The 25,330-nt window shown below is 33.9% G+C and carries 27 protein-coding genes; 7 read left to right on the top strand and 20 right to left on the bottom strand.

All coding sequences use genetic code 11. From position 1 onward, the window contains the following. Positions 1-315: 315 nt before the first annotated feature. Together mreD and mreC are read right to left on the bottom strand one after the other, a co-directional pair. Positions 316-831: a rod shape-determining protein MreD gene (gene mreD / locus BG261_RS03475; RefSeq protein ID WP_070791799.1), complete on the bottom strand. Its 516-nt coding sequence runs from the start codon at positions 829-831 to the stop codon at positions 316-318. After that, positions 824-1,705: a rod shape-determining protein MreC gene (mreC, locus tag BG261_RS03470; RefSeq protein WP_070791798.1), complete on the bottom strand. Its 882-nt coding sequence runs from the start codon at positions 1,703-1,705 to the stop codon at positions 824-826. Before mreC ends, mreD begins: the two co-directional genes overlap by 8 nt. A 119-nt stretch (positions 1,706-1,824) precedes the next feature. Here mreC and BG261_RS03465 point away from each other — a divergent pair, with 119 nt between their 5' ends. Continuing rightward, positions 1,825-2,271 carry an NUDIX hydrolase gene (locus BG261_RS03465; RefSeq protein WP_070791797.1) on the top strand — a complete coding sequence of 149 codons (447 nt, stop codon included), beginning with the start codon at positions 1,825-1,827 and terminating at the stop codon, positions 2,269-2,271. A 111-nt stretch (positions 2,272-2,382) separates the two neighbouring features. Here the strand turns inward: BG261_RS03465 and BG261_RS03460 are convergent, their stop codons facing one another. From BG261_RS03460 to BG261_RS03445, 4 genes are all read right to left on the bottom strand, one after another. Next, positions 2,383-3,135 carry a formate/nitrite transporter family protein gene (locus BG261_RS03460; protein WP_070791796.1) on the bottom strand — a complete coding sequence of 251 codons (753 nt, stop codon included), beginning with the start codon at positions 3,133-3,135 and terminating at the stop codon, positions 2,383-2,385. 164 nt (positions 3,136-3,299) lie between these two features. After that, positions 3,300-3,971, bottom strand: coding sequence for a ribose-5-phosphate isomerase RpiA (rpiA, locus tag BG261_RS03455; RefSeq protein WP_070791795.1), 672 nt, complete (start codon positions 3,969-3,971; stop codon positions 3,300-3,302). Positions 3,972-4,392: 421 nt separating this feature from the next. Next, entirely contained in the window at positions 4,393-4,869 is a 477-nt protein-coding gene (locus tag BG261_RS03450) for a threonine/serine exporter family protein (protein WP_070787260.1), read from the bottom strand. A 9-nt stretch (positions 4,870-4,878) separates the two neighbouring features. Then, the gene (locus BG261_RS03445; RefSeq protein ID WP_070791794.1) at positions 4,879-5,637 is read right to left on the bottom strand and encodes a threonine/serine exporter family protein; all 759 of its coding nucleotides are present in this window, start codon (positions 5,635-5,637) and stop codon (positions 4,879-4,881) included. Positions 5,638-5,990: 353 nt separating this feature from the next. Between BG261_RS03445 and BG261_RS03440 the strand changes: the two genes are divergently transcribed. From BG261_RS03440 to BG261_RS03430, 3 genes are all read left to right on the top strand, one after another. Continuing rightward, a complete protein-coding gene (locus BG261_RS03440; RefSeq protein ID WP_070791793.1) occupies positions 5,991-6,509 on the top strand; it encodes a hypothetical protein in 519 nt (172 codons plus the stop codon). A 119-nt stretch (positions 6,510-6,628) separates the two neighbouring features. After that, positions 6,629-8,005 (top strand): tRNA uridine-5-carboxymethylaminomethyl(34) synthesis GTPase MnmE, encoded by a 1,377-nt coding sequence (gene mnmE / locus BG261_RS03435; protein ID WP_070791792.1) that lies wholly within the window; start codon positions 6,629-6,631, stop codon positions 8,003-8,005. 1 nt (position 8,006) lies between these two features. Next, positions 8,007-8,510 (top strand): NUDIX domain-containing protein, encoded by a 504-nt coding sequence (locus BG261_RS03430; protein WP_070791791.1) that lies wholly within the window; start codon positions 8,007-8,009, stop codon positions 8,508-8,510. Between the two features lie 88 nt (positions 8,511-8,598). Here the strand turns inward: BG261_RS03430 and BG261_RS11105 are convergent, their stop codons facing one another. From BG261_RS11105 to BG261_RS03380, 11 genes are all read right to left on the bottom strand, one after another. Further along, entirely contained in the window at positions 8,599-8,739 is a 141-nt protein-coding gene (locus BG261_RS11105) for a FeoB-associated Cys-rich membrane protein (RefSeq protein WP_075201838.1), read from the bottom strand. Further along, the gene (feoB, locus tag BG261_RS03425) at positions 8,739-10,865 is read right to left on the bottom strand and encodes a ferrous iron transport protein B (protein ID WP_070791790.1); all 2,127 of its coding nucleotides are present in this window, start codon (positions 10,863-10,865) and stop codon (positions 8,739-8,741) included. Before feoB ends, BG261_RS11105 begins: the two co-directional genes overlap by 1 nt. Then, positions 10,865-11,356 carry a ferrous iron transport protein A gene (locus tag BG261_RS03420; RefSeq protein WP_070791789.1) on the bottom strand — a complete coding sequence of 164 codons (492 nt, stop codon included), beginning with the start codon at positions 11,354-11,356 and terminating at the stop codon, positions 10,865-10,867. Before BG261_RS03420 ends, feoB begins: the two co-directional genes overlap by 1 nt. Before the next feature lie 84 nt (positions 11,357-11,440). Then, positions 11,441-12,019, bottom strand: coding sequence for a histidine phosphatase family protein (locus BG261_RS03415; protein ID WP_070791788.1), 579 nt, complete (start codon positions 12,017-12,019; stop codon positions 11,441-11,443). A 78-nt stretch (positions 12,020-12,097) separates the two neighbouring features. Then, positions 12,098-13,402: a surface-displayed alpha-enolase gene (gene eno, locus BG261_RS03410; protein ID WP_070791787.1), complete on the bottom strand. Its 1,305-nt coding sequence runs from the start codon at positions 13,400-13,402 to the stop codon at positions 12,098-12,100. A gap of 121 nt (positions 13,403-13,523) precedes the next feature. After that, complete coding sequence (hpf, locus tag BG261_RS03405; protein WP_070791786.1) at positions 13,524-14,075, bottom strand: ribosome hibernation-promoting factor, HPF/YfiA family; 552 nt, start codon at positions 14,073-14,075, stop codon at positions 13,524-13,526. 90 nt (positions 14,076-14,165) lie between these two features. Then, a complete protein-coding gene (locus BG261_RS03400) occupies positions 14,166-14,543 on the bottom strand; it encodes a RidA family protein (protein WP_070791785.1) in 378 nt (125 codons plus the stop codon). A 190-nt stretch (positions 14,544-14,733) separates the two neighbouring features. Next, positions 14,734-16,077 carry an asparagine--tRNA ligase gene (gene asnS, locus BG261_RS03395; protein WP_070791784.1) on the bottom strand — a complete coding sequence of 448 codons (1,344 nt, stop codon included), beginning with the start codon at positions 16,075-16,077 and terminating at the stop codon, positions 14,734-14,736. 13 nt (positions 16,078-16,090) lie between these two features. Beyond that, entirely contained in the window at positions 16,091-17,278 is a 1,188-nt protein-coding gene (locus tag BG261_RS03390) for a pyridoxal phosphate-dependent aminotransferase (RefSeq protein WP_070791783.1), read from the bottom strand. After that, positions 17,275-17,751 (bottom strand): cell wall elongation regulator TseB-like domain-containing protein, encoded by a 477-nt coding sequence (locus tag BG261_RS03385; RefSeq protein WP_070791782.1) that lies wholly within the window; start codon positions 17,749-17,751, stop codon positions 17,275-17,277. The genes BG261_RS03390 and BG261_RS03385 overlap by 4 nt, the downstream gene beginning before the upstream one ends. A gap of 45 nt (positions 17,752-17,796) precedes the next feature. Continuing rightward, positions 17,797-20,172, bottom strand: coding sequence for a helicase C-terminal domain-containing protein (locus tag BG261_RS03380; RefSeq protein ID WP_075201837.1), 2,376 nt, complete (start codon positions 20,170-20,172; stop codon positions 17,797-17,799). Between the two features lie 101 nt (positions 20,173-20,273). Between BG261_RS03380 and BG261_RS03375 the strand changes: the two genes are divergently transcribed. Both BG261_RS03375 and gloA read left to right on the top strand, forming a co-directional pair. Beyond that, the gene (locus BG261_RS03375) at positions 20,274-20,915 is read left to right on the top strand and encodes an MBL fold metallo-hydrolase (RefSeq protein ID WP_070791780.1); all 642 of its coding nucleotides are present in this window, start codon (positions 20,274-20,276) and stop codon (positions 20,913-20,915) included. A gap of 25 nt (positions 20,916-20,940) precedes the next feature. Beyond that, a complete protein-coding gene (gloA, locus tag BG261_RS03370; protein ID WP_070791779.1) occupies positions 20,941-21,309 on the top strand; it encodes a lactoylglutathione lyase in 369 nt (122 codons plus the stop codon). A 42-nt stretch (positions 21,310-21,351) separates the two neighbouring features. Here gloA and BG261_RS03365 read toward each other — a convergent pair whose 3' ends face one another. Further along, complete coding sequence (locus BG261_RS03365) at positions 21,352-22,383, bottom strand: alpha/beta fold hydrolase (RefSeq protein ID WP_070791778.1); 1,032 nt, start codon at positions 22,381-22,383, stop codon at positions 21,352-21,354. A gap of 3 nt (positions 22,384-22,386) precedes the next feature. Further along, positions 22,387-22,812, bottom strand: coding sequence for a MerR family transcriptional regulator (locus tag BG261_RS03360; RefSeq protein WP_070791777.1), 426 nt, complete (start codon positions 22,810-22,812; stop codon positions 22,387-22,389). A 95-nt stretch (positions 22,813-22,907) separates the two neighbouring features. On the opposite strand from BG261_RS03360, the gene BG261_RS03355 reads away from it, so the two are divergent. After that, positions 22,908-23,936, top strand: a complete 1,029-nt coding sequence (locus BG261_RS03355) for an SDR family oxidoreductase (protein WP_070791776.1) — start codon at positions 22,908-22,910, stop codon at positions 23,934-23,936. Positions 23,937-24,033: 97 nt separating this feature from the next. On the opposite strand, the gene BG261_RS03350 is transcribed toward BG261_RS03355, so the two are convergent. Further along, positions 24,034-25,173, bottom strand: a complete 1,140-nt coding sequence (locus BG261_RS03350) for an ABC transporter ATP-binding protein (protein WP_070791775.1) — start codon at positions 25,171-25,173, stop codon at positions 24,034-24,036. Between the last annotated feature and the right edge of the window lie 157 nt (positions 25,174-25,330).

Genomic DNA, 25,330 nt, shown 5'->3' with positions numbered 1-25,330 from the left:
TTTTAAATATTTCATTATTTTCTTTTGTACTCTATAAATTGTATATGATAAATAATTTAATTCAAAAATTTTTATGATAATTCATAATTTCTTGCGCATAATGAAAAAAATTTCATACTATATGTGTAAAATGAAAGTATATTTATTATATCTATAGACAATCATATAAGAATTTTCAAACCATCAAATTCATAAAAAATATTGTAGAGATAAACACAGTCAACCTACAAATTATTTCTAATTTTATTATAGCCTGGCGCGAAGAACTGAATTCATCAACTTAACATTATATTTTTTCAAAAAAAAGAAAGAAAACTAATATTTTCTTTCAATAAATATTCTTTCTAAAGGTATTTGCAATAAAACCCATATAATAATGTTTAATAATAGTGTAGGAGCTAATGTCTTACTTATAAATGAAAGAAATTGAACATCCCCTAAACCTGTTATTTGAATAATTACAACTTTCATAACTTCAAAAATTGTAATTATAATTATTAAAGTAAAAAAACGAGTAAGTCGGTTAGTATGAACTATCGGACGAATATGGTAGATAAAAAGCGCTATTAAAGGATAAATTAAAGTTGCTATCCCTATTATCCCTGTAAAATAACTATCATATACAAATCCTAGTATTAAACTCGTAACTACATTGTATAAATAGCTATTTTTCAAAATTACATAAATTAAAAATATTAGAAAAATGTTAGAAGTGGCATAAAACTTTCCTTTAGATATAGTAAAGATAAAGTTAGAAAATTGACCATCAAAAAGTATAGTTACAAATAAAATAAAAAATTCAATTATAGGAGACCATCTTATTTTACTCATTAATGTTCTCCTCTTCTTTATGACTACCATCTATTCTATCAACTAAAGTTACCGTTCTCAAATCATAAAAGCTGCCAGTTGCCTCTACATATAATTCTTCAAAACTACTCTCGGAACTATTTTTCTTTTCTATAACTTTACCCACTGGTAGATCTTGAGGTGAATCTCCACCCAGTCCACTTGTTACGACTAAATCACCATTCTTAATTGCGTTTTTACTTGTAATTTGACTTACTAGAAAAGCATTTTTGTCATAGTCATATGAAGAAAGTAAACCATATGATGGAGAATCACTATTTCCAATTCTAACCGGAATCTTATTATCTAACCCATGTTGACCAGTCAAAAGAGAAATTTTTGAAGTTTTATTGTTAACCTGACTCACACGACCAACTACACCTTTATTGGCCATTACAATCATATTCAATTTGACTCCATCATTATTTCCAGCATCTATAATTATAATATCATCCCACGAAGACGGATTTCTATTAATAACATTTGCAGTTATCTTTTTGTATCCAACAAGAGAATTTTCAAGATTCAAGGCCTCCCTTAAAGATTTATTTTCTGCTTGAAGCCCCTCAGAATTTGTTGCTCTCTCACTTAATTGATATAATTCTTTCTTTAAATTCTTATTTTCTTCATAAGTATTTAAAAAAGATTGTATACGGGTATATTTATCTCTAAAATAATTCCCAGGACTTGACAATAATTTATCTATTCCACCTGTTGAATCGTTAATAACTTGAGTCATTTTACTTGGGCTTTCACCGTTTTTAAAGTTTTTAGCCGATATAATTATTGAACCCATGGCAAGAATAATTATTAGCAGTGATATAGTTATTAGCTTACTTACATTTAATTTTTTCATTCTCATCCACTCTTTCAAATCTGTGCATTTATTTTAACAAAAATAAGGGTATTTGTCAGAGTTTTTTGGTAAAATGGTATTATAAAATATCAGAGTATAAAATAGCACAGGAGAAAATTATGAATCCAACTTACGGTAAAAAATTATCTGACAAGGATTATCAAACACGTCTTGGAGTATATGCAGTTGTAGCAAAAAATAATGACCAAGAAATTTGTCTTGTTCAAGCACCAAATGGAGCTTTCTTTTTACCCGGTGGTGAAATTGAAGAAGGTGAAGATCATAAAGAAGCCCTTCTGCGCGAGTTACATGAGGAACTGGGAGGAAAAGCTGATTTAGGAAATTTTTTAGGCCAGGCAGACGAATACTTCTATTCAAGTCATAGAGATACCTACTATTACAACCCAGCCTACATATATGATATTTCAAACTTTGAAATAATAAGTGCTCCATTAGAAGATTTCAACAATATCTTTTGGTTCCCAGTTGACGAAGCGATAAAAAAATTAAAACGCGGAAGTCATAAATGGGGAATTGAGGAGTGGCTTAAGGGCAAAGGAAAATGACAGAATACATATAACTCTCTAGAAAAGATGAACTCATTCATCTTTTTTTATTTTAATGGTTTATAAAATAAAAAAACTCTCTCTACTATTAATAGTAGAAAGAGTCACTTATTAATGTTTTTTATATGCAACGCTGAATAGAAGTGATACTAAACCTACACCACCAACAACATTTCCAAGGAACACTGGAATAAAGTTTCCAACAAATTGTCCCCAAGTGGCAGCTCCTTCAAAGATTGCAAATGGAATTACAAATGAATTAGCCACACTATGCTGGAATCCTAAAACAACAAAAATTGTAATGATAAACCAAATAGCTAGTATTTTCCCAGCTGCATCTTTTGCACCATAGGCCACCCAAGCGGCCATACCAACAAGCCAGTTACATCCAATACCAGATAGAAAAGCTGTCAGAAATGCTACATCAATCTTATGATGAGCAACATTTATTGCAAAATCAAGATAAGGCTTACCAGTCAAGACTTGTGCTCCAATTCCAAGAACACCCGCAACAAAAATTGCTCCCACAATATTCATTGAAGTTACAGTCAACCAGTTTAGAAGAACATCTTTCAATGTCACTCTTTTGCGTAAATAACCAAGGCCAACTACCATCATATTACTAGTTGCAAGCTCTGCTCCTCCAAGCATTATTGCTACAAGACCAGTAGGAAATAGCGCTGCACCTGCGAGCACACCTGCTCCTCCAGGAATAGCTGCCGCAACTCTCAAATAAGTCATATAGCCCATTGATACCATTGCACCACCAATAAAAGCTAAGATCAGTTTTGAAAGAAGGGGTTTTTTAACTTTTGCAACGGACAGATCCGAGGCATACTCTAAAATTTCTTCAGGGGACTTCATAAATAAAAAAACCTTTCAATTTGTTATATCTTATTAAAGATACCATATAATATATATTTTTGTAAAGGCTTCCATGTACTATTAGTGTTCTTAAAAAGGAAAATAAATTTTAAAAATTTCATAAAAAAATGGAAATTCAACTTGAATATCCATTAATCTAAATATTATTTTTCGAGAATTTCGACACCTGTCTCACGCGCAACAATTACTTTTGAAATCATATCATTAAATAATCCATGCTCCACAACTCCAACAGTATTATCAAGTTCATCTGCTAAAGCGTACGAGTCTTCAATTTTTTCAAGATGAAGGTCAATAATATAATGTCCCATATCAGTGACTAGGTAATCATCACCACTAAGACGCATCTTTGGATTGTAACCTTTATCCTCAAATTTTGCCAATAAGCGGCGTGCACCATAAGGTACAACCTCAACAGGAAGTGGGAATTTCCCCAATGTTTCTACAATCTTACTTCCATCCACAATCCAAATACAATCATTAGAATATGTGGCAACAATTTTCTCCATTAATAGGGCTGCTCCACCACCCTTGATACCATTATACTTAGGATCAACTTCATCAGCACCATCAACAGTCAAATCTACATATTCAACTTCATCAATTGATTTAAGAGGAATATTCAAACTTTGAGCTAAATCGAATGTAACATTTGAAGTTGTAACTCCTACAATATTCAAACCTTCTTCAGCGACACGACGACCAATTTCTTCTACAAAATACTTTGCTGTACTCCCAGTTCCTAGTCCAACAATCATTCCATCTTTAACGAACTTTGCAGCTTCAATACCTACTTGTTTTTTTAAGTTTTCCATATTTTTATTTTAGCACAATTAAAAAAATTGGGATGTTTTTTTTATAATTATTATTGTTTTTAAAAAGATTATGATATAATTTTAAAAAAAATGAATAGTCAGAAAATTCAGTTCTAAAATTTGAAAGTAGGTAAATTATGATTAAACGACAAAAAATTGCTTTATATGTAATAAGCATCATATCTTTTATCTGGTTTTTCGTGGGTCTAATTAATAATCTTTACAATATAATATGTAATCAAGAATATGAGGTTATATATGAACATTCAATTATTTTCATTATCATGGGAATAATCCCAACAATTCTATTTGCAGTACTTTCCTTCGGCTCTCTCTACTTCGCTATTAAAGTTTATAAAGAATACAAATAAGGTACTAGATATTTTCTAGTACCTTTATTATGCTCAAAATATTTTTCATATTACCTTTTAAATCTTTTTGTGACAGTCGTTTTCACATCATCTGTTAATCTTATATATTGCTCTGTGACAAATTGTGAAAGTATATAACCAAGAGCAATTGCGCCAGCATACATAGTAACCACAAACAACTTATCAATGGCATTAATAGTCTGACCTGATATTTGGTACATTAAAGCTTGATAAGCTGTCGCACCTGGTACTAATGGAATCAATGCTGGAATTGTAAAAATAACAGAAGAAACATTTTTCTTTCTCGACAAGATTAATCCCATTATTCCTACAACTAAACCTCCCGTGAAATTTGCCAATATACCATTAGCAAAAATCTGTTTAACAAACCAATAAGAAGTCCAGCCAATAAGTCCCGTGATGGCAGTCAAATTAAGCATTTTTCGCGGAACATTAAGAACAAATGCCGCAGCAAACGTTCCTACATAAGAAAAAACTATTTGAACAATTATCATTTCTAAATTCATAACATCTCCTTAAAATGTAACATACTGCAGAACAAGCGCTAAAGCAGAAACAATAGCAAATATCGTCAAAGTAGCTTCAAAACCACGTTCTATGCCTGAAACCAAATTACCTTCAATCAAATCACGAATTGAATTTGTTATGGCAACTCCTGGAACTATTGGCATAACTGCTCCAATTATTACATAGTTGATGTTGTCAGCAAACCCCATCCGAACACCAAACAATGCTGCGGCTCCAAGGGCCAACGATCCTAGAAATTCTCGGATAAAAGGAATTTTTGTGTACTTCAAAAGATATGTAGCAAGTGCATATCCAATAGCTCCAACAACTCCAGTCCATAACATATCATTATATGCCAAAGATTGGGTGAAAATAACCATTAAAAAGGCACTCTCAACAGCTGCGGCTGCAACTTTAGTTAAAAATGAAAAATCAATGATATTTTTCTCAAGATATTTAAGCTTTACATATAGCTCTTCTAAGGATAATTCATCATTTATATACTGCTTGACTAAAATATCAACCTGATATATTTTTTCTAAGTTAATACCACGTCCTTCGACTTGTTCAAACATCATTGTTGATGAGTCTTGAACACCAACCATGATAGCAGTTAAACTGGTAAAGACCTGACTATCTTTATCAGATGCCTTATTTACAATTTCTTTTATTGTCTTATTGATTCGCTCCATTTCAGAACCTCCTTCAATAAGAATCCTCCCAGCAATCAAACCTGTGTTGACTGCAAGTGTATCTTTTTTATTCATTGTACTCCTCCAAACACATAAAATAAATATAGCATATTTACTAGAAAGTTAACCATTAAAATTTTTTATAGCTAAATAATCAACAATAATTGTCTTGCTATACTTGATATATTATCATATACTAGTATAGTCCTAGCGTCTCTAATTTATAGCTCACGGGCGGGGAGCCATAAATTTATATTTGATGGCTAGCATTAGGGAAAAAAAAGAGACAAAAAAATTATATTCGTTAGAGACTACTATCATACTGTCGTGACCAATCGTGGTTACGACTTTTAGTATGTTTAAAACTAAAATTGACAATATAACCATTTTTTCATAATATTAGTTAATAAATTAATAAAGGAATTATTATGGCAGAACAAATACAAAATAAGAAAAAGATAGAATTTGATTCCCTCGCAGGATATCATTCTGCGCTAATTATCTCTGTGACAAGTCTGATCATGTCAATTGCAACAGTTTTGTACAAAAATCAAATCGACATGACTACTCCTTTTTTTATTGCGAGTATTGCGTTGGTCCCTATAATTTTAAAGGTTGAAAAATTAGAAAATTACAGTCTTACTTGGATTGGAGAATTTAAATTTAAGCAAAGATTGATTATATATATTTTTGCTATTCTAATTTACTATATAATAATAAAAACTCAATTTCTTGGTATAAAAAACCCTGCACCCTTTAATATAAATGCTGACTTTAAAGGAATCCTTCTTCAAATATTTATATATCTTCTTATAACATTTATGATTTCAGTTATATACACCATACAATCAACAATCATTTACGGAATTGGCATTGCTTTTATAGCATATTTTGCACCTAAAATCGCTAAACGAATAATAAAAAAAGAAAATAGAGACTCTGAATAATTAAAAGAGTCTTTTATTTTCTCTTAAAATCCACTTCCATTGACAAAATTTTTTAATTTGAGAAAATTAGTTAATACAAATAGTGAAATAGAAAGTTTTATTATATATAGAGGAAAATAATGATTACAAAGGAATTTGATACCATTGCTGCTATCTCAACACCACTTGGTGAGGGGGCAATTGGAATCGTAAGAATGTCTGGAACTGATGCAGTTGAAATTGCAGGTAAAGTCTTCAAAGGAAAAGACCTGAATAAGGTTGAAAGCCATACGCTTAACTATGGTCACATTGAAGAAGATGGACGTATTTTAGACGAAGTTATGATTGGAGTGATGAAAGCTCCTAAGACTTTTACCCGTGAAGATATCATCGAAATCAATACCCACGGTGGAATCGCCGTTATGAACGAGATACTACAACTTCTTTTGCGCAAAGGTGCCCGAATGGCAGAACCAGGAGAATTTACCAAGAGAGCATTCCTGAATGGCCGTGTTGACCTGTCTCAGGCTGAAGCCGTTATGGATATAATCCGTGCGAAAACTGACCAAGCCATGAATATAGCGGTAGCACAGCTTGATGGAAGTCTATCAAACCTCATCAACAACACTCGCCAAGAAATCCTTGAGACATTGGCCCAAGTTGAGGTCAATATCGACTATCCCGAGTATGACGACGTAGAAGAAATGACTACAAAAATGCTACGCGAAAAGACTACTGCTTTCCAAGAACTATTGGATAATCTGCTAAAGACTGCCAAACGAGGAAAAATATTGCGTGAAGGACTTAAAACTGCAATCATTGGCCGTCCAAACGTTGGTAAATCAAGCCTCTTAAATCACCTTCTTCGTGAAGATAAGGCAATTGTCACTGACATAGAAGGAACAACCCGTGATGTTATTGAAGAGTTTGTCAACATCAATGGAGTTCCTTTAAAACTTATTGATACCGCAGGAATTCGAGAAACAGATGATGTTGTAGAAAAAATTGGAGTTGAACGTTCAAGAAAAGCTCTGAACGAAGCTGACTTGGTCCTACTTGTCTTAAACTCTGGCGAGAAATTAACTGACCAAGATTTGAGCCTTTTAGAGTTAAGTCAAAATTCTAACCGAATCATTGTTTTAAATAAAACTGATTTACCTCAAGAAATTGAGACAGAAAAAATAGCTGAATTTGACCCTAACTATATTGAAATCTCTGTCTTAAAAGATGAAAATGTCGATAAAATTGAAGAACAAATCAACGATATGTTCTTTGAAAATGCAGGTATCGTAGAACAAGATGCTACATACCTTTCAAACACTCGTCACATTGCTCTAATCGAACAAGCGCTCGATTCTCTAAAAGCAGTCAATGATGGACTTGACATGGGGCTACCAGTAGACCTTGTACAAGTTGATATGACAAGAACCTGGGAAATTCTTGGAGAAATTACAGGTGATAGTGCACCAGATGAGTTAATCACTCAACTATTTAGTCAGTTCTGCTTAGGAAAATAAGATGACACACACTGTGAATTATAAATTTTGGAATTTAATAGTTGTTCTTAAGGATGAAAAAATTCTTCTAATTGAAAGAAATAAAGGTGATTTTGGAGGATTAGTTCCACCTGGAGGAAAAGTTGAATTCCCCGAAACTTTTATTGATTCTGCAATTAGAGAGTTAAAAGAAGAAAGCGGACTAACAGCCATCGATATTCAGCAACATGGTCTTTCTGGCTTTATTAATGAAGAAAAAAAAGAACAATTTATTTTCGTTGATTATTTATGTACTTCATTTTCAGGTGACCTAATAGAGAATGGACCCGAAGGTAAATCAGCATGGTATCCAATCTCAAAAATCAAGGATTTAGATATTAAAGATGATATTAAACTTCGTATCTTAGAGCTATTAAAGGGAAACTTATATGAATATCAGATGTTCTGGGATGAGACCAAAAATACTGTGGGATCTGGTTTTCTAAAATCAAGTAAATATATTGATAAGAATATTAATCATTTATAAATAACCTAAACCTACAATCCATCCACTTCATTTAAGAAAAAAGCTCTCAGACTTATCAATCAGTCTGAGAGCTTTTTGTATTCAAATTTTAGTTTCTTTTACTTGATGTTTTGGTTGGGCATGAACATTTACAATCTTCACATGCTCCCTTTGACTTAATAACTTTTCTTACGGCAAAACCAAAGGCAAGTAATATCACTGCTAATAAAATTAAAGTCGATATATTCATTATAAAGCCTCCACTGCTTTTAAATTTTCGCTCCTATACGGCTTACGTACAAGTAAGTAGATAAATACCACTAGAACGATAGCTGCGACGATAGTCCAAAAAGTGATGTGGTGAGTTAGTATCGCTTCGCCAAATTGATAAATAACCAAACTAGTTAGGTAGGCAAGACCGGTTTGATATCCGATAGCACGAAGGGTCCAAGATGTTTCGCCCATTTCTCTACGGATTGCCCCGATAGCTGCAAAACAAGGCGCACAGAGAAGGTTAAAGGCAAGGAAAGAATAGGCAGCAAGTGGTGTGAATTGACCACGCATTGCTTGCCAATATTCATGACCGTTCTCACTAGTTTCTTTGGCACCAGTATAAAGAACGCCAAGAGTACCAACAACCGTTTCTTTTGCCACCAGCCCCGTAACTGTCGCCACTGTCGCTTGCCAATTTCCCCAACCAAGAGGAGCAAAAATAGGTGCAAAAACATTTCCTATACTTGCAAGAATTGATTTATTTTCATCTGTTGCTTGGAATTGCCAGTTATAACTTGATGTAAACCAAATAATGACATTCATGACAAAAATGATTGTTCCTGCTCTTTTTACAAAGCTTAATGAACGTTCAAAGCTGTACTGAATAACAGATTTAATACGTGGAAAATGATAATTCGGTAACTCCATGATAAATGGAGCTGATTTACCTGAAAGCATCTTTGTCTTTTTAAGGATGATACCAGATAAAATAATCATGAGCATTCCTAGAAAATATGCTGATGGTGCAACCCAAGATTGATTGGGGAAGAATGCTCCAGCAATCAAAGCAATAATCGGAAGTTTCGCCGAACAAGGCATAAACGTTGTAACCATGATAGTGATTTTTCGATCGCTTTCGCTTTCGATAGTTCTACTTGCCATAATCCCTGGAACTCCACATCCAGTTGAAATTAACATAGGGATAAATGACTTACCTGACAGACCAAAACGTCTAAAAATACGGTCCATAACAAAGGCAACACGTGACATGTAACCACAGTCTTCAAGAATACCAAGACAGATGAAGAGTACTGCAATCTGAGGTAAGAATCCAAGAACGGCACCGATACCTGCCACAATACCATTTAATACCAAATCTTGAAGCCAATCTGCTATTTGTAATGACTGCATTAGATTGGTCAAATGTTCTGGAATAATCTCACCGAAAAGCACATCGTTTATCCAGTCAGTACCCATAGTTCCAACAGTTTTTATAGATAAATAATAAACAGCCCACATTACAAGAGCAAAAATAGGTAGTCCAAGGAATCTATTAGTTACAATTCTATCTATTTTGTCAGACATATTAAATCTAATATCACTGCCACTTGAATCCGTAACTGCAAGATGAACAAGCTGTCCAATCAAAGCATAACGCTCATTAATAATGATACTTTCAGCATCTTCTTGGAAAATTTTCTCGGTGATAGAAATAATTTCTTTGATTTCTTTTTCCTGCGAATTGGAAAGCTTAAGGCTTTCCCAGATTTCCTTATCTCCTTCAAAAACCTTTATCGAGTACCATTTTCGTGCTCTAAGTGGAATAGCATCGCCAAGAATTTCATCGATTTCAGCAAGAGAAGTTTCAAGTCTGGCATCATAAGTTAATTTGTCCTCAGACTGCTTTTCTTTTTTGGCAAGCTCTAGGGCCTGAAAGACACCTTTACCCTTTGTTGCTGTCATCGGTGCAACTTTGACACCAAGTCCGTATGATAATTTTTCAATATCAATTTCGCGATTTTCACGCTTAAGAGCATCCATCATATTAAGACCGATAACAACTGGTACATCAGTCTCCAAAATTTGCAGAGTCAGGTAAAGATTACGCTCCAAATTTGTCGCATCAACTATATTAAGAACTGCGTCAGGATTGTCGTTAATGAGATAATCACGTGACACTATTTCTTCTGGTGTATATGGGCTAAGCGAATAAATACCGGGTAAATCCTGAATAGTGGTTACTTTCTCTTTTTTATAGGTTCCGCTTTTTCTATCGACAGTAACCCCCGGCCAGTTTCCCACGCGCTGGCTAGATCCTGTAAGTATATTGAAAACTGTGGTCTTCCCACTATTGGGATTCCCCGCTAATGCAATAGTTGCCATTATTCACCCCCCTTTTCTTGGCCATCTTCTTCAAGTACTCGAACCTTAACTTGTGAGGCCTCAGCTTTTCTTAAACTAAGAGCATATCCTCGTAAGTGAATTTCAATTGGATCTCCAAGAGGAGCAACTTTCCTTACATATATCTTCACACCACGTGTTATTCCCATATCCATAAGGCGACGACGAATAGCCCCCATTGACTCTACCCCTTCGACTATACCAATCATCCCAGGAATCAATTCATCTAAATTTGCAACTTCATAATCCTGATTCAAGTCGTCAACTACAAAAATCTGACTTAATAGCTTCTTATCAAGGGCCAAACGGTGATGTTGAAGAAGGACAATAGCATTCTCACCATCAAAGCTTGATACCATAATCTGCCTTCCCTTTATAACACCAAGATTTTGCAGCTGCTTCTGCTCCATACTTGGCTTCGAATGATCAACATAGTAGGTTTGACCCACAATACAATTATCTAAAGTTTTCATATATCCCCACATATCCTTTACTATACCAATAAGTAAAGCATATTTGACAAATAATGTAAATATTATTTTACATTTTAAAGGAATTTATATGTTCAAACTAGTTATTCTTGTGATTTCCTTTAGCTTCTTATCATCAAAAATAAGCTCATATAGGTCTGGCTTACTTGAATTTTTAAGACTTTCAAAGTCATATGACTTATCAAAATAATTACAAAGGCTCATAATCAGAAAACCATGCGAACACAACACAATATTTTTATTCTGATAATCATCTAGTAAAGTGTATAAAGTCTTCAATGCTCTTGATTGACATTGACTGAATGACTCAGCTCCTGTTTGTGAATAGTTCTCATCAGCAAACATTTTTTCAACCAAAGGATACACTTCAGAATCAGATAAAATTTGATTATCTGCCACAAACTTACACTCTCGTAAATCATCAATAATTTCAATATTTAAATTCAATTTTTTTGCCAAAGGTTCGACCGTTTGTATTGCCCTTGTATAGGGACTAGATATGACCTGTTCAATATTCTTATCAAGATAATATTGAACTAATTTCTCAGAAGCAATGATTCCATCATTACTTAGAGGACGGGTCGATTCACTTCCTTTATCTTTTGCTGATTGCGCGTGGCGAACGATATATACTGTTGTTGACATGAAAGGCTCCTTATATATTAATGAGTTAATTGTAGCAAAAAAAGACCTGCATCAGCAGGTCTTAAATAATATTATTTATTATTTTTTAAGGTTGTAGAAAGATTTCAAACCTTTGTATTCAGCAACATCACCAAGTTGGTCTTCAATACGAAGTAATTGGTTGTATTTAGCGATACGGTCTGTACGGCTAAGTGAACCAGTCTTGATTTGTCCAGCGTTAGTAGCTACTGCGATATCAGAGATTGTAGAATCTTCTGTTTCACCTGAACGGTGAGAAACTACTGCAGTATAACCAGCTTCTTTAGCCATTTCAATAGCTTCAAAAGTTTCAGTTAATGTACCGATTTGGTTAACTTTGATAAGGATTGAGTTAGCAGCACCTTCTTCAATACCACGAGATAGGTAATCAGTGTTTGTAACGAAGAAATCGTCACCAACTAATTGAACACGTTTACCTAGACGTTCAGTAAGAGCTTTCCAACCATCCCAGTCGTTTTCGTCCATACCATCTTCGATTGAAAGAATTGGATATTTGTTAACTAATTCTTCAAGGTAATCAATTTGTTCAGCAGCTGTACGTTTAGCTCCTGTTGATCCTTCGAATTTAGAGTAGTCATAAATTCCGTTTTCTTTATCGTAGAATTCAGATGAAGCACAGTCAAATCCGATGAAGATATCTTCACCTGGAACATATCCAGCAGCTTCGATAGCTTTGATGATAGTTTCAACACCGTCTTCAGTTCCTTCGAACTTAGGAGCGAATCCACCTTCGTCACCAACAGCTGTTTCTAAACCACGGTCTTTAAGGATTTTCTTAAGAGCATGGAATACTTCAGCACCGTAACGTAGAGCTTCTTTAAATGTTGGAGCTCCAACTGGTAAGATCATGAACTCTTGGAATGCGATTGGAGCATCTGAGTGAGATCCACCGTTGATGATGTTCATCATTGGAGTTGGTAATACTTTAGCGTTGAATCCGCCAAGGTAGTTGTAAAGAGGAACTTCTAAGAAGTCTGCAGCAGCGCGAGCAGCAGCAATAGAAACACCAAGAATAGCGTTAGCTCCTAATTTACCTTTATTTGGAGTACCGTCAAGAGCGATCATAGTCTTATCGATTCCAAGTTGGTCACGAACGTCCATACCGATAATTGCATCAGCGATAATGTTGTTTACGTTATCAACTGCTTTTTGAGTTCCTAATCCGCCGTAACGAGATTTGTCACCATCACGAAGTTCAACTGCTTCGTGTTCACCAGTTGAAGCTCCTGAAGGAACCATACCACGACCGAAAGCACCTGATTCAGTATAAACTTCTACTTCAAGAGTTGGGTTACCGCGTGAGTCTAAGACTTCGCGAGCGTAAACATCAGTAATAATTGACATTTGAGAATTCTCCTTTTTATTTAAAGTGCAAAGCACTCTTTGTGATAAGTTAATCATAACTCAATTCACTTACATTTTCAAGAAATAATGTTCATTTTATAACATGAAAACGTATCCAACATTATTTAGTTTCAATCAAGCCGTAGTTACCATCTTCGCGAAGATATACAATACTTGTAGATTCAGTATCAGCATCTGTAAAAATAAAGAAATCGTGTCCAGACATTTCCATTTGAAGTACTGCTTCTTCAGCGTCCATAGGTTTTAGATCTATTTCTTTAGTACGAACGATTTTAGCACCTTCTTCGACTTCTTCTGTTACTTCAAAATCAACAAGTTCTTCAACTGGGTAATCTTTAACACCTTTAACATTTTTTCTACGGTTAGTTTTAGTTTTATATTTTCTAATTTGACGTTCTAATTTATCAACTACAAGATCAATAGAACCATACATATCTTGTGAAGTATCTTCTGCTCTTAAAGTTAACTGTTTCATAGGAATTGTAACTTCAACCTTAGCATTCTTATTTTGATATACCTTTAGGTTAACGTGGGCAGTAATATCACGGTCATCATTGAAGTATCTTTCAATCTTAGAAACTTTATTTTGCACGTAGTCACGTATTGCGAGAGTAACTTCGATGTTTTCGCCACGAATGTTAAATCTAATCATAGTATATACCTCTTTTCTTTTAATACTTATATTATACCTTGAATTCGCTTTCTTTTCAAAGTAAAACTATTAACAAAAAATTGCTCACCTTTAATCAAGATAAGCAATAACCTCAACTTCAACAAGAGCATCTTTAGGCAGACGCGCAACTTCAATAGCACTACGGGCAGGAAAATCGGCCTTGAAAGCAGTAGCATATACATTATTAAAAGCCACAAAATCTTCAATATTATCTAAAAAACATGTAGCCTTTACAACATGATCAAAATCAGTTCCAGCCTCAGCCAAAATAGCCCTAACATTTTTCAATACTTGTTCCGTTTGCTCCTCAATAGTAGTGCCAACCATTTCTCCTGTTTTAGGGTCTAAAGGAATCTGACCAGATGCAAAAAGTAAATTACCTACAACTTTTCCTTGCACATATGGGCCGATGGCTTGTGGAGCATTTTCAGTAGCTATTATCTTCATATATATTTTCCTCCTTCATATTTATCACCATTTTAAAAGAATATAATATATTTTACAAGTAAATTTTCAAACTAATTAGAATAATCAGTATATTATTGAAAAGAATTTTGTAATAAAAAAGAAGAAAAAGATAAGTCTTTCTCTTCTCAGAAGTTTTATTATTCTAAATTCACTCTCTTAAAGAGTAGAATTATGGTTTTATTCTGTGTAGCATACGTGGGAATGGAATTGCTTCACGGATATGAGCTGTTCCTGCAACGAATGTAACCATACGTTCTAGTCCAAGACCAAATCCAGCATGCGGTACAGAACCATATTTACGAAGGTCTAAGTACCAGTCATAATCTTTTGGATCTAAACCAAAATCAATGATTTTTTGAGTCAATACATCATAGTCAGTTTCACGTTCAGAACCACCAACAATTTCACCATATCCTTCAGGTGCTAATAAGTCCGCACATAGCACGCGCTCAGGATTTCCTGGAACAGGCTTCATATAGAATGCCTTGAAACTTGAAGGGTAGTTCATAATGAATGTTGGAACTCCATAATAGTTAGAAATCCAAGTTTCGTGTGGTGAACCAAAATCATCACCATGTTCAAGATGTTCATAATCTGTATCTTCATCAGATTCGTGTTTTTGCAATAGGTCAATTGCATCATCATAAGAAACACGCTTAAATGGTTCATTTACATATTTTTCAAGTAAGCTTGTATCACGTTCTAAAGTTTCTAAAGCATATGATGCATTGTCTAATACATACTTAATTAAATGTTTGATATATGCTTCTTGTAAATCAAGAGACTCATCATGCGTGAAGAAAGTATATTCAGCATCCATCATCCAAAATTCAGTTAAGTGACGACGAGTCTTAGATTTTTCAGCACGGAATACTGGTCCAAAGTCAAATACTCGACCGAAAGCCATAGCTCCAGCTTCTAGATAAAGTTGTCCTGATTGTGAAAGATAAGCAGGATTTCCAAAATAGTCAGTTTCAAATAAATCAGTTGTATTTTCCGCAGCATTTCCTGAAAGGATAGGAGAATCAAACTTAATGAAACCATTTTGTTGGAAGAATTCATAAGTTGCGTAAGTAAGGGCATTACGAACTTGCATGATAGCTTGTTGCTTAGAAGAACGAAGCCATAAATGACGGTTATCCATCAAGAAGTCTGTACCGTGTTCTTTTGGCGTAATAGGGAATTCATTAGATTCTCCCACTACCTCTATATCAGTTAAATCAAGCTCGTATCCAAATTTTGAACGTTCATCTTCTTTGACAGTACCAGTCACAATTACAGAAGTTTCTTGAGTTAAATGTTTGATAATATCAAATTTCTCAAGTCCTTCTTCTTCTCCAAATTTTTCAATAAAGTTTGGTTTAAAAGCTACAGCTTGGAAAAATGCTGTACCATCACGAAGTTGTAAGAAGGCAATTTTCCCCTTCCCAGACTTGTTAGCTACCCAAGCTCCAATTTTTACAGTTTCACCAACGTGCTTAGGCACATCGATTATAGAAATTAATTCTTTCATTTTCTACCTTTCATTATTTCATATTATTTTCAATAAATCTCTTAATTCTATCAAGAGCTTCCAAAATCGTATACATATCAGTCGCGTAACTTAAACGCACATTTTCAGGAGCACCGAAACCGTCACCTGTTACAAGAGCAACCCCTTCTTTTTCCAAAAGAGCATCTGTAAAGTCAGTAACATTGTCATATCCTGTCATTTCCATTGCTCCCTTAACATTAGGGAATAAATAGAAAGCACCATGTGGTTTAACTACTTCAATACCCGGAATTTCATTCAGTATTGGATAAATTGTGTTTAAACGTTCTTCAAAACGACCTCTCATTGCATCAACTACAGATTGATCTCCATTAATTGCCTCAATTGCTGCATACTGAGCAACAGCTGTCGGATTACTTGTTGTTTGACTAGCAATTTTAGCCATTGCTGCAATAATTTCCGGATTACCAGTCGCAAAACCAATACGCCAACCAGTCATTGAATATGATTTACTTAAACCATTTATAACAATTGTTTGTTTACGAATTTCATCAGAAATTGTTGAAATCATTGTCGTTTTACTTCCGTTATAAACAAGTCGATGGTAAATATCATCTGATAAGATCAAAATATTATGTTCAACAGCCCAGTTACCAAGTTCACGCAACTCCTCTTCACTATAAATCATACCAGAAGGATTTGATGGTGAATTGATTAAAAGAACTTTTGTTTTATCAGTTCTAGCGGCTTCTACCTGCTCAAGAGTCACCTTAAAATCATTTTCTTGGCGACCTTCAACAAATACTGGAACTCCAGATGCCATTTTAACTTGATCTGAATAACTTACCCAGTATGGAGTTGGAATAATAACTTCATCACCCTTATTTAATACACTCATGAAAAAAGCATAGATTGCAAATTTTGCTCCTGAAGTAACTATTACTTCTTTAGGAGAAACCGAATATCCATAGAAATCTTCAAAATATTTGTTAACAGCTTTTTTTAATTCTGGCAAACCAGAGGCAGGTGTATAAAAACTTGTTTTACCGGTATCAATCGCTTTTTTAGCAGCAGCATTAATATTTGTTGGCGTTGGAAAATCAGGTTCTCCCACAGTTAAAATCAACACATCATGACCTGCAGCCTTTAACTCCTTTGCTTTAGCAGCAGCAGCAAGCGTTACACTTTCTTCAATTCCATTGACAAAATCCGATAAAATCATAATAGCTCTTCTCCTGTTTTAAAATCATACAGCTTGTAGTTGTTAGACGAATCCCTAACTTCCCAAACTTCTCCATTTTTATATAAACCCAGTCTAATATAGTTTGCTGACTTAGCAGCTGGCAAACTATCTGGGGCAACTCCCTCTTTTAAATCAACCACTCGTAACTTTGGTTCTTCCTCATTTTTTTTCTCAGAATCACTAGGTTGAGAAATAAGAACAGCTATATCCTTTTTATCCTTCGACTTACCGCGGACAGAGTAAACTGTCTGATCAGTATTTACGATATCAAAGACTGAGGCACTTTCCAAATTCGCCTTACTTTTAGCAATTTCAATAGCACGGCTTCTCGCAAGAGAATAAGGCTTCTTCGCAACATTTGTCGTTATAATCACAACAAGCATAATCGCAACTACGATAGATAGGAACCCAATAATCAATTGGGTACTTAATGACATTTTTTTATTTCTCATAATTTACCCCAAAAATATACCTCAAAAGTTCAGTATTACCTAGAATTATACCAAAAAATTCACGATTTGGCGCTTAATTTCGTTGATTTCATCAAAAATAATCGGTGCTACTTCCATTAGACTAGCAGTCATTTTCTTACCATAATTTTTACCAGCAATCCTTTTGTCTAAAATAACTATTGCTGACTTCTGTTCAGGACGTCTATTCACCCTACCCAATGCCTGTCTTAATCTAAGAGTTGTCATAGGAACATTGAAATCATAGAAGGGATTATCAAATCGTTCAGCATATTTTTTAATCAGGATATCGTCAGGGGTTGAAAAAGGTAATCTTGGAATTACTACAATAATTTCATCTTGTTTATCAAAATCTACACCCTCCCAAAAACTATTTAGTCCGAGTAAGATTTGTGATTTACCGTCATCAAAACGTTTCTTTATTTGACTTGGTGTTCCATGAATACCTTGGGCAAGATGATTAACACCATTTTGCATTAGAAGTTCCGATGTTTTCTTAAGTAAATCTTTTGCTGTTAATAGTACAAGAATTGGCATATCAAATTCAGCGAGATCAAGTAAGTTATCCTTAATATATTCAGCAAATGTTGTATTGGACATATTCCCAATGTTAGGACCATCAGTACTGACGAAAATTTGTTGATTGTCAGCTTGTCTACTAGGAAGTTCATCGAATGTATAATCTTCAAATCCTAATAATTCTGGGATCCGACGATTCGAATCACTCATACTCAATGTAGCGCCAATTAGAAAAGTTTTCAAATATTTTGGGTTAAGATGAGCAAAATCAAGGAAATCTTTAGGACTTTTATGAAGAATATTATCTGTTTTCCATAAGAAGTATTCATCTGTATTAGAAAGAAAATCAACCAACTCTTCAAGCCCCAACTCCTCCGCATCAAGTAAGACTTTGCTCTTACTATCAGGTAAGTAATTAATGTGGTAATTAAGACTTTCTTTTAGCCTTTTCTTCAAATTTGATTCTGGCTGAGATGATGTAAAGGAGTCAACTAATGCTAATTCATCATTTAAAAAATCTAGATCAATAGTCTCTTCTTGTACATTTTCTAAGACCCCAAAAAGTTGTTGGGCTTCATCTACCACTAAAACTCTCTCTGCAAAAAATTCTGGTTCATTTTTCATCTTCTCAACCATTAATGCATGATTAATTACTACTGCTGATGAATGCTGTAGTTTCTGATGAGCAAGTCTCAAAAAGTCTTGTTCAAAAAACATAGAAAGCTGATTATAGTTACCATCGTGAGCAATTTCATCTAAATAATCTTGACTTGTCATTATTGGACTTAGTTCACTTAATTCCCCAGTTTCTGTCTGACATAGCCAAACCAAAACTTTCATTTTGAAAATTTCTTGATTTATTCCTGACTGGGTATTTGGAAGAGTTTTTACAAATTCTTCTATTTTTATATAATTTTTAAAACCTAAAAATTTAGAAATATTAATACCAAATTCTTCCCTAAACTCTTTAGCATGATTAACCATAATCTGCTCTTGAAGGACCTTAGTAGACGTAGAAATAACAATCTTCTTATCTTGCTCAAGCAATCCTAAAAGATAAGCATAGGTTTTCCCAACACCAGTTTGTGCCTGAATAAATGATACCTTAGGATTATCAAGTTTATCCTCAAAAATAGATACTACTTTAGCCTGTTTTTCTCTAACGGATAAATTGATACGCTCCATATTTTCTTCAAAAGTCTTCGAAAGATTTGGATTTTCTTCTTCAAATGATATCTTCTTTGTGGCAATGTTTTGTCTAGTGACATAGCCATTATCATTCTCATCCATTTGATCGAAAACTTCTTTAATTACTAATTGAGTTTCATAAATAAGATTTCCTGCATGACGAATTATTTCACCTACAACAACTCTTGGAAGTGATCGAATTTTATTTTGAATCTGGATTAAAAGTTTTGCGGTTGCATATGCATCACTAAAAGCCTCGTGAGGATTGTCATGTGTTAAGTCTAATTTCTCACTTAGATACTCTAAAGAATATTTTTCAAAGTCAGGGAAAAATACCCTGCTTAATTCAACTGTATCAATGCTAGGTAGATCAAAATCAATTCCACATTCATTAAGTGATTTCTTTAAAAGATTATAGTCGAATTTGACATTGTGAGCTACAAATACTGTGCCCTCAAGCATCAGTGAAATTTCTTCGGCAATATCCGAAAAATCAGGAGCAACAGATAGAACTTCATCCGTCAAACCTGTCAAATCAGAAATAATTGGCGCTAATTCTTCATGAGGATTTACATTTGAAGAATATTTTTGAATTACTTTTTCTCCGTCGAGGATGACTATCCCGACTTGTATAATTTTATTTTGTGAAAGATGGGCGTCAGTTGCTTCGAGGTCCACCACTGCAAATTTAGTCACTTGCTTTCTCCGTAACATTATTAAATAGTTAATAACAATTATATCATAAATTAGCAATTTAATTTGTTGGGACTAAAAGCTTTTTTTGCTAGAATAAAGATATGAAAATTGAAAAAATTATTAATAAGGTTATGAACGAAAACACTTATTTCTTATCAAATGACACTAATCTTATAGTAGTTGACCCAGGTAGTGACACTAAAAAAATTATGGATAAAATTGAAGAAATTAATCTTCCGCTAACTGCGATACTACTAACACATGCACACTACGACCATATCATCAGCATTCCAGCCATCAAGGAAAAATATCCTGATGTACCTGTATATGTTGCGACTCCTGAAGTTACTTGGCTATATACACCTGAATACAATCAGTCACATCAATTTGGTCACCAAGATGGGCTTGAAGATGTTATTGTGGATCCGGCTGACTATGAATATGAAATGTATAACGACTATGATATGGACGGATTCAAATTCAAGGTTGTCCCAACTCCAGGTCATTCAATTGGTGGCGTAAGCTTTATCTTTGATGATGATGAACTTGTATTGACTGGCGATGCACTATTTAAAGGTACTGTTGGAATCACCAACCTCTATACTGGTGACTATGATCAACTTCTAAATGGTATTCGTACAGAACTATTTACTTTGCCAAAGAATTACGAAGTATATCCAGGACATGGTCCAAAAACTGATATCGGTACAGAAAAAATGTATAACCCACATTTTAATCGTTAATAAATTTGAAAGGAAGATAACTATTATGAAAATGGCTCATACTTGTGTCCGCGTAAAGGACATTGATGCATCAATTAAATTTTATCAAGAGGCCTTTGGCTTTGAAGTAGCACGTAAATTAGATTTCCCTGAGTATTCATTCAGCTTAATCTACTTAACTTTACCAGGTGATGATTATGAATTAGAACTTACTCATAATTACGGTGCAGAAGCATATGACCTTGGAAATGGTTATGGTCATATTGCGATTTTGGTTGATGATATTGAAGCACAACATGCAAAACACAAAGAAGGTGGTTTTAATATCACTGAAATTAAAGGATTACCCGAAACAGATACTTTCTATTACTTTGTAACAGACCCCGACGGCTATAAAATTGAAGTAATCCGTTAATATGAACCAAAAAAGGATTGGAAATATTTCCAGTCCTTTTAATTATTTATCAAAAAAATTCAAAATCAAATCATAAACTTTTTCATTATCAAGTTCATTTATCACTTCATGCTTCATATTTGGAAGATTTATTATTTCAATATTTTTATAACCAATTTCTTCTAGAGTCTTCTTTGTATCTTCTAGTCCCTTTTTACCACCGGTAACAATATCCTCTGCTCCAGTGATACTTAAAATTGGAAGATTTTCGTTTGTAAATTTATATTTTTCACCATCTTTTAAATCAAGATTACTTTTCCAAATTGTTGCAATCCCTGAATTATCATAAGTAGACATCCAAAGTGGATCTTTTTTAATATCTTTTAATACTTTCTTGTCATTGGTAATCCAATCATCACCCTTACCCCCAACTTGCGCTAACTTTTGAATAATCCAAGATGATCTATCAGAACCAACAAGCTTATTAGCAATATTTGCTAAAAAACATCCAACTTTAGACATTTTGAAATGGGCAACAGTTCCTGTTAAAAGTAATTTATCAATAAGAAAATCATTATCTTGTAAATACATTCTAGCAAGAAGTGAGCCAAATGAATGTCCGTATAAGTATAAAGGAAGTCCTGGATTTTTATCTTTTATATAATTACTTATTGCAACTTGATCTTCAACCAAGCGTTGATAGCTATCCATATGACCATGAGGATTATTTGAATCAATAGAAAAACCATGACCTCGATTGTCACTCGTAACTACCAAGTAACCATTCTTAGCTAAGAAGTTTGCTAAATCTTGATAGCGTCTAGCATGTTCGTTCATACCATGTATGATCTGTACGATTCCTTTTATATCTCCATTCTTTGGACAAGTAGTAGAAATATAAAGACTCAATCCATCATCAACAGGTAAAAATTCTTCGTGAAACTCGACAGTAGTATCCTTATTATCATTTGCAAGTTCTACATCATACAGATTAATATTAGCCGTTTCTTTAGTATCATGGAAAAGTAAATATGTTGTAGCAGCAATTCCTCCAACAATGCCAAGACCCCAAATAGTAATATTTTTCTTACTCATCTTCTACTCCTTTACCTCAATAGTTCTCTTCTCATTTTTTACATATTCTCTCATAAAAGTGATAATTTCATCTGAATTAGGAGAATTATAAATCTCAAGTTTTCCATCAATGATTTTTAAATTGTCTTCTAATTCCTTAATTTTAGCCAGCACACTTTCACGGTGAGCAGTCAAAAGTTCAGAACGTTCATCAATCGAAGCTGTGCCTTCCATACAGCATTCAATATAGTTTCTAATATCTTTTAAAGCCATACCAGTATTCTTTAAGCAGCAAATTGTCTGAATCTGATTAATATCACTCTCTGTAAATACTCTTATACCGGCATCATTTCTAGCAACAAAAGGCAAAAGACCTTCTTTATCGTAATATCTAATAGTATAAATTGAAAGTCCTGTAATTTCAGCAACCTCTTTTATGGAATAAATCATCTTTTCTCCAATCAAATCTCTTGACCTAGAGTATACTCTAGCCTTTACACTAATTATATTAAAGAGTTAAAAATAAGCAAATTTAGGAGATAAAAATGACAAATAAAGTATTAGTGACTGGTGGAACTGGATTTCTTGCTACAAATATTATTATACAGCTGCTCGAAAAGGGTTACGATGTAAAGACTACTGTTCGTAATCTTTCAGGCAAAGACAAAATAATTACTACACTTGAAAGTAATAATGTAGCTAACATCGATATGCTAAGTTTTGCTGAGGCTGACCTATCATCTGATGAAAACTGGCTTGAGGCAATGAAAGACAGAGACTATGTTCTGAGTGTCGCATCACCTGTCTTCTTTGAAATACCAAAAGATGAAAATGAAGTAATGAAGCCTGCCATTGAAGGAATCAAAAGAATATTACGCAACGCCCGTGACGCAGGCGTTAAAAGAGTTGTCATGACTTCAAACTTTGGGGCGATTGGTTTCTCTCAAAAAAATTCATTAGTTCCAACAACGGAAAATGATTGGACAAATCCTGAGGAAACTGGACTTTCAGCCTATGAAAAATCAAAACTACTTGCTGAAAAAGCAGCTTGGGATTTTATAAAAAACGAAGGAAATGGAATGGAATTTACTACCGTTAATCCTGTTGCAATCTTTGGTCCAGCTTTAAGCAACCATCTCTCAGGAAGCTTTGACCTTTTTAATATGTTGCTAGATGGTAAAACTAAAGCCTATCCAAATTTACCATTAAACATTGTGGATGTTCGAGATGTGGCTGATATTCATATTCGTGCAATGATAACACCTCAAGCTAATGGACAAAGATTTATTGCAAGTGCAGATGGGCAAATTTCAATGGAAGAAATAGCGAAAATAATTAAAGAAAAAAGACCTCAACTTTCTAATAAGGTTACTAAAAGAATAATTCCAAATTGGATAATAAATGCTAGTGCACTATTTAGTAAACAAGCGAAAGAAGGAAAATTAATGCTTTCAATAAGCCGAAACGTGTCAAATGATAAGACAAAAAATATCTTAGGTTGGAAATCTACTAGAACAAACAAAGATATTATATTGTCTTCCATAGATAGCATGGTGAACAATAACCTAATATAAAAATAGGAGTATGATATCTGTCATACTCTTTTTTACTAAAAAAACCTACCTAGTGAAAGGTAGGAAATCTATTATAAAATTAGGAAGAGCAATTTAATTAGTTTGCAGCTATTCTCTTTTCAGTTTGTAAGTCGAAGAAATGACCTTTACTTACGTTAAGTGTTAATTCTACTTTATCTCCAGGATTGTGGAAGTCACGGGCATCTACACGAGCTGCGAACTCAGTATCTCCAACTTTAGAATAAAGCATTGTTTCACTACCAAGAAGTTCAGATACTACAACTACAGCATCAACTTTAGAATTAGGGAAAACATCTTGAACTACATTAGAAGCTGAAATATCTTCTGGACGAATACCAAAAATTAATTTCTTACCTTCGTATCCTTTTTCACGTAAAAGTTTAGCTTGTCCTTCAGTAATATCAACTTTAAATCCTTGTCCATCATCAATTGTTGTACCATTGAAAGTCACTTCAAAGAAGTTCATAGCAGGGCTACCAATAAAGCTTGCAACAAATTTATTTTCTGGAGTATTATAAAGTTCTTGAGGACTACCAATTTGCTCAATACGACCAATAGTTCCATCACCAGCTTCATTTTTAGTAGAGCTCATAATTACAATTCTATCAGCTAAAGTCATGGCTTCAGTTTGGTCATGAGTTACATAAATAGTAGTAGCACCAATTCTTTGGTGAATTTTAGCAATTTCCGCGCGCATTGACACACGTAGTTTTGCGTCCAAGTTAGACAAAGGTTCATCCATTAAGAATACTTTAGCATCACGAACAATAGCACGACCCATAGCAACACGTTGCCTTTGCCCACCAGACATATCAGCTGGTTTTCTATCTAATAACTCAGTGAGCCCAAGAATATCAGCAGCTTCTTCAACACGTTTTTTAATTTCATCCTTTGGATATTTACGTAATTTTAAACCAAAAGCCATGTTATCAAAAACAGTCATATGAGGATAAAGCGCATAGTTTTGGAATACCATTGCAATATCACGATCTTTTGGAGCTACATCGTTCATTAATTCATCACCGATATAAAATTCACCTTCGGAAATATCTTCAAGACCTGCAATCATACGTAAAGTAGTAGATTTACCACATCCAGAAGGTCCAACAAATACAATAAATTCTTTATCAGCTACATCTAAATTAAAATCTTCAACTGCATAATGACTGCTTTTTGGATATTTTTTGTAAATGTGATTTAATTTTAATTCTACCATTGTTTCTCCATTCGTTTATTAACTTATTTAATAAATAAATAATACCACGAAAACGTTTGCAAAAACACAACATAATGCACAAAACAAATATCATTTTGCACAAAAAAAGTACTTCGCGAGAAGTACTAAATAATATTACTCCGGCAGTAGGACTCGA

Source organism: Floricoccus tropicus (genome assembly GCF_001832905.1).
GTDB lineage: Bacteria > Bacillota > Bacilli > Lactobacillales > Streptococcaceae > Floricoccus > Floricoccus tropicus.
Note: the sequence above shows the minus strand (reverse complement) of the source record. Positions and strands in the feature narration are given on the sequence as shown.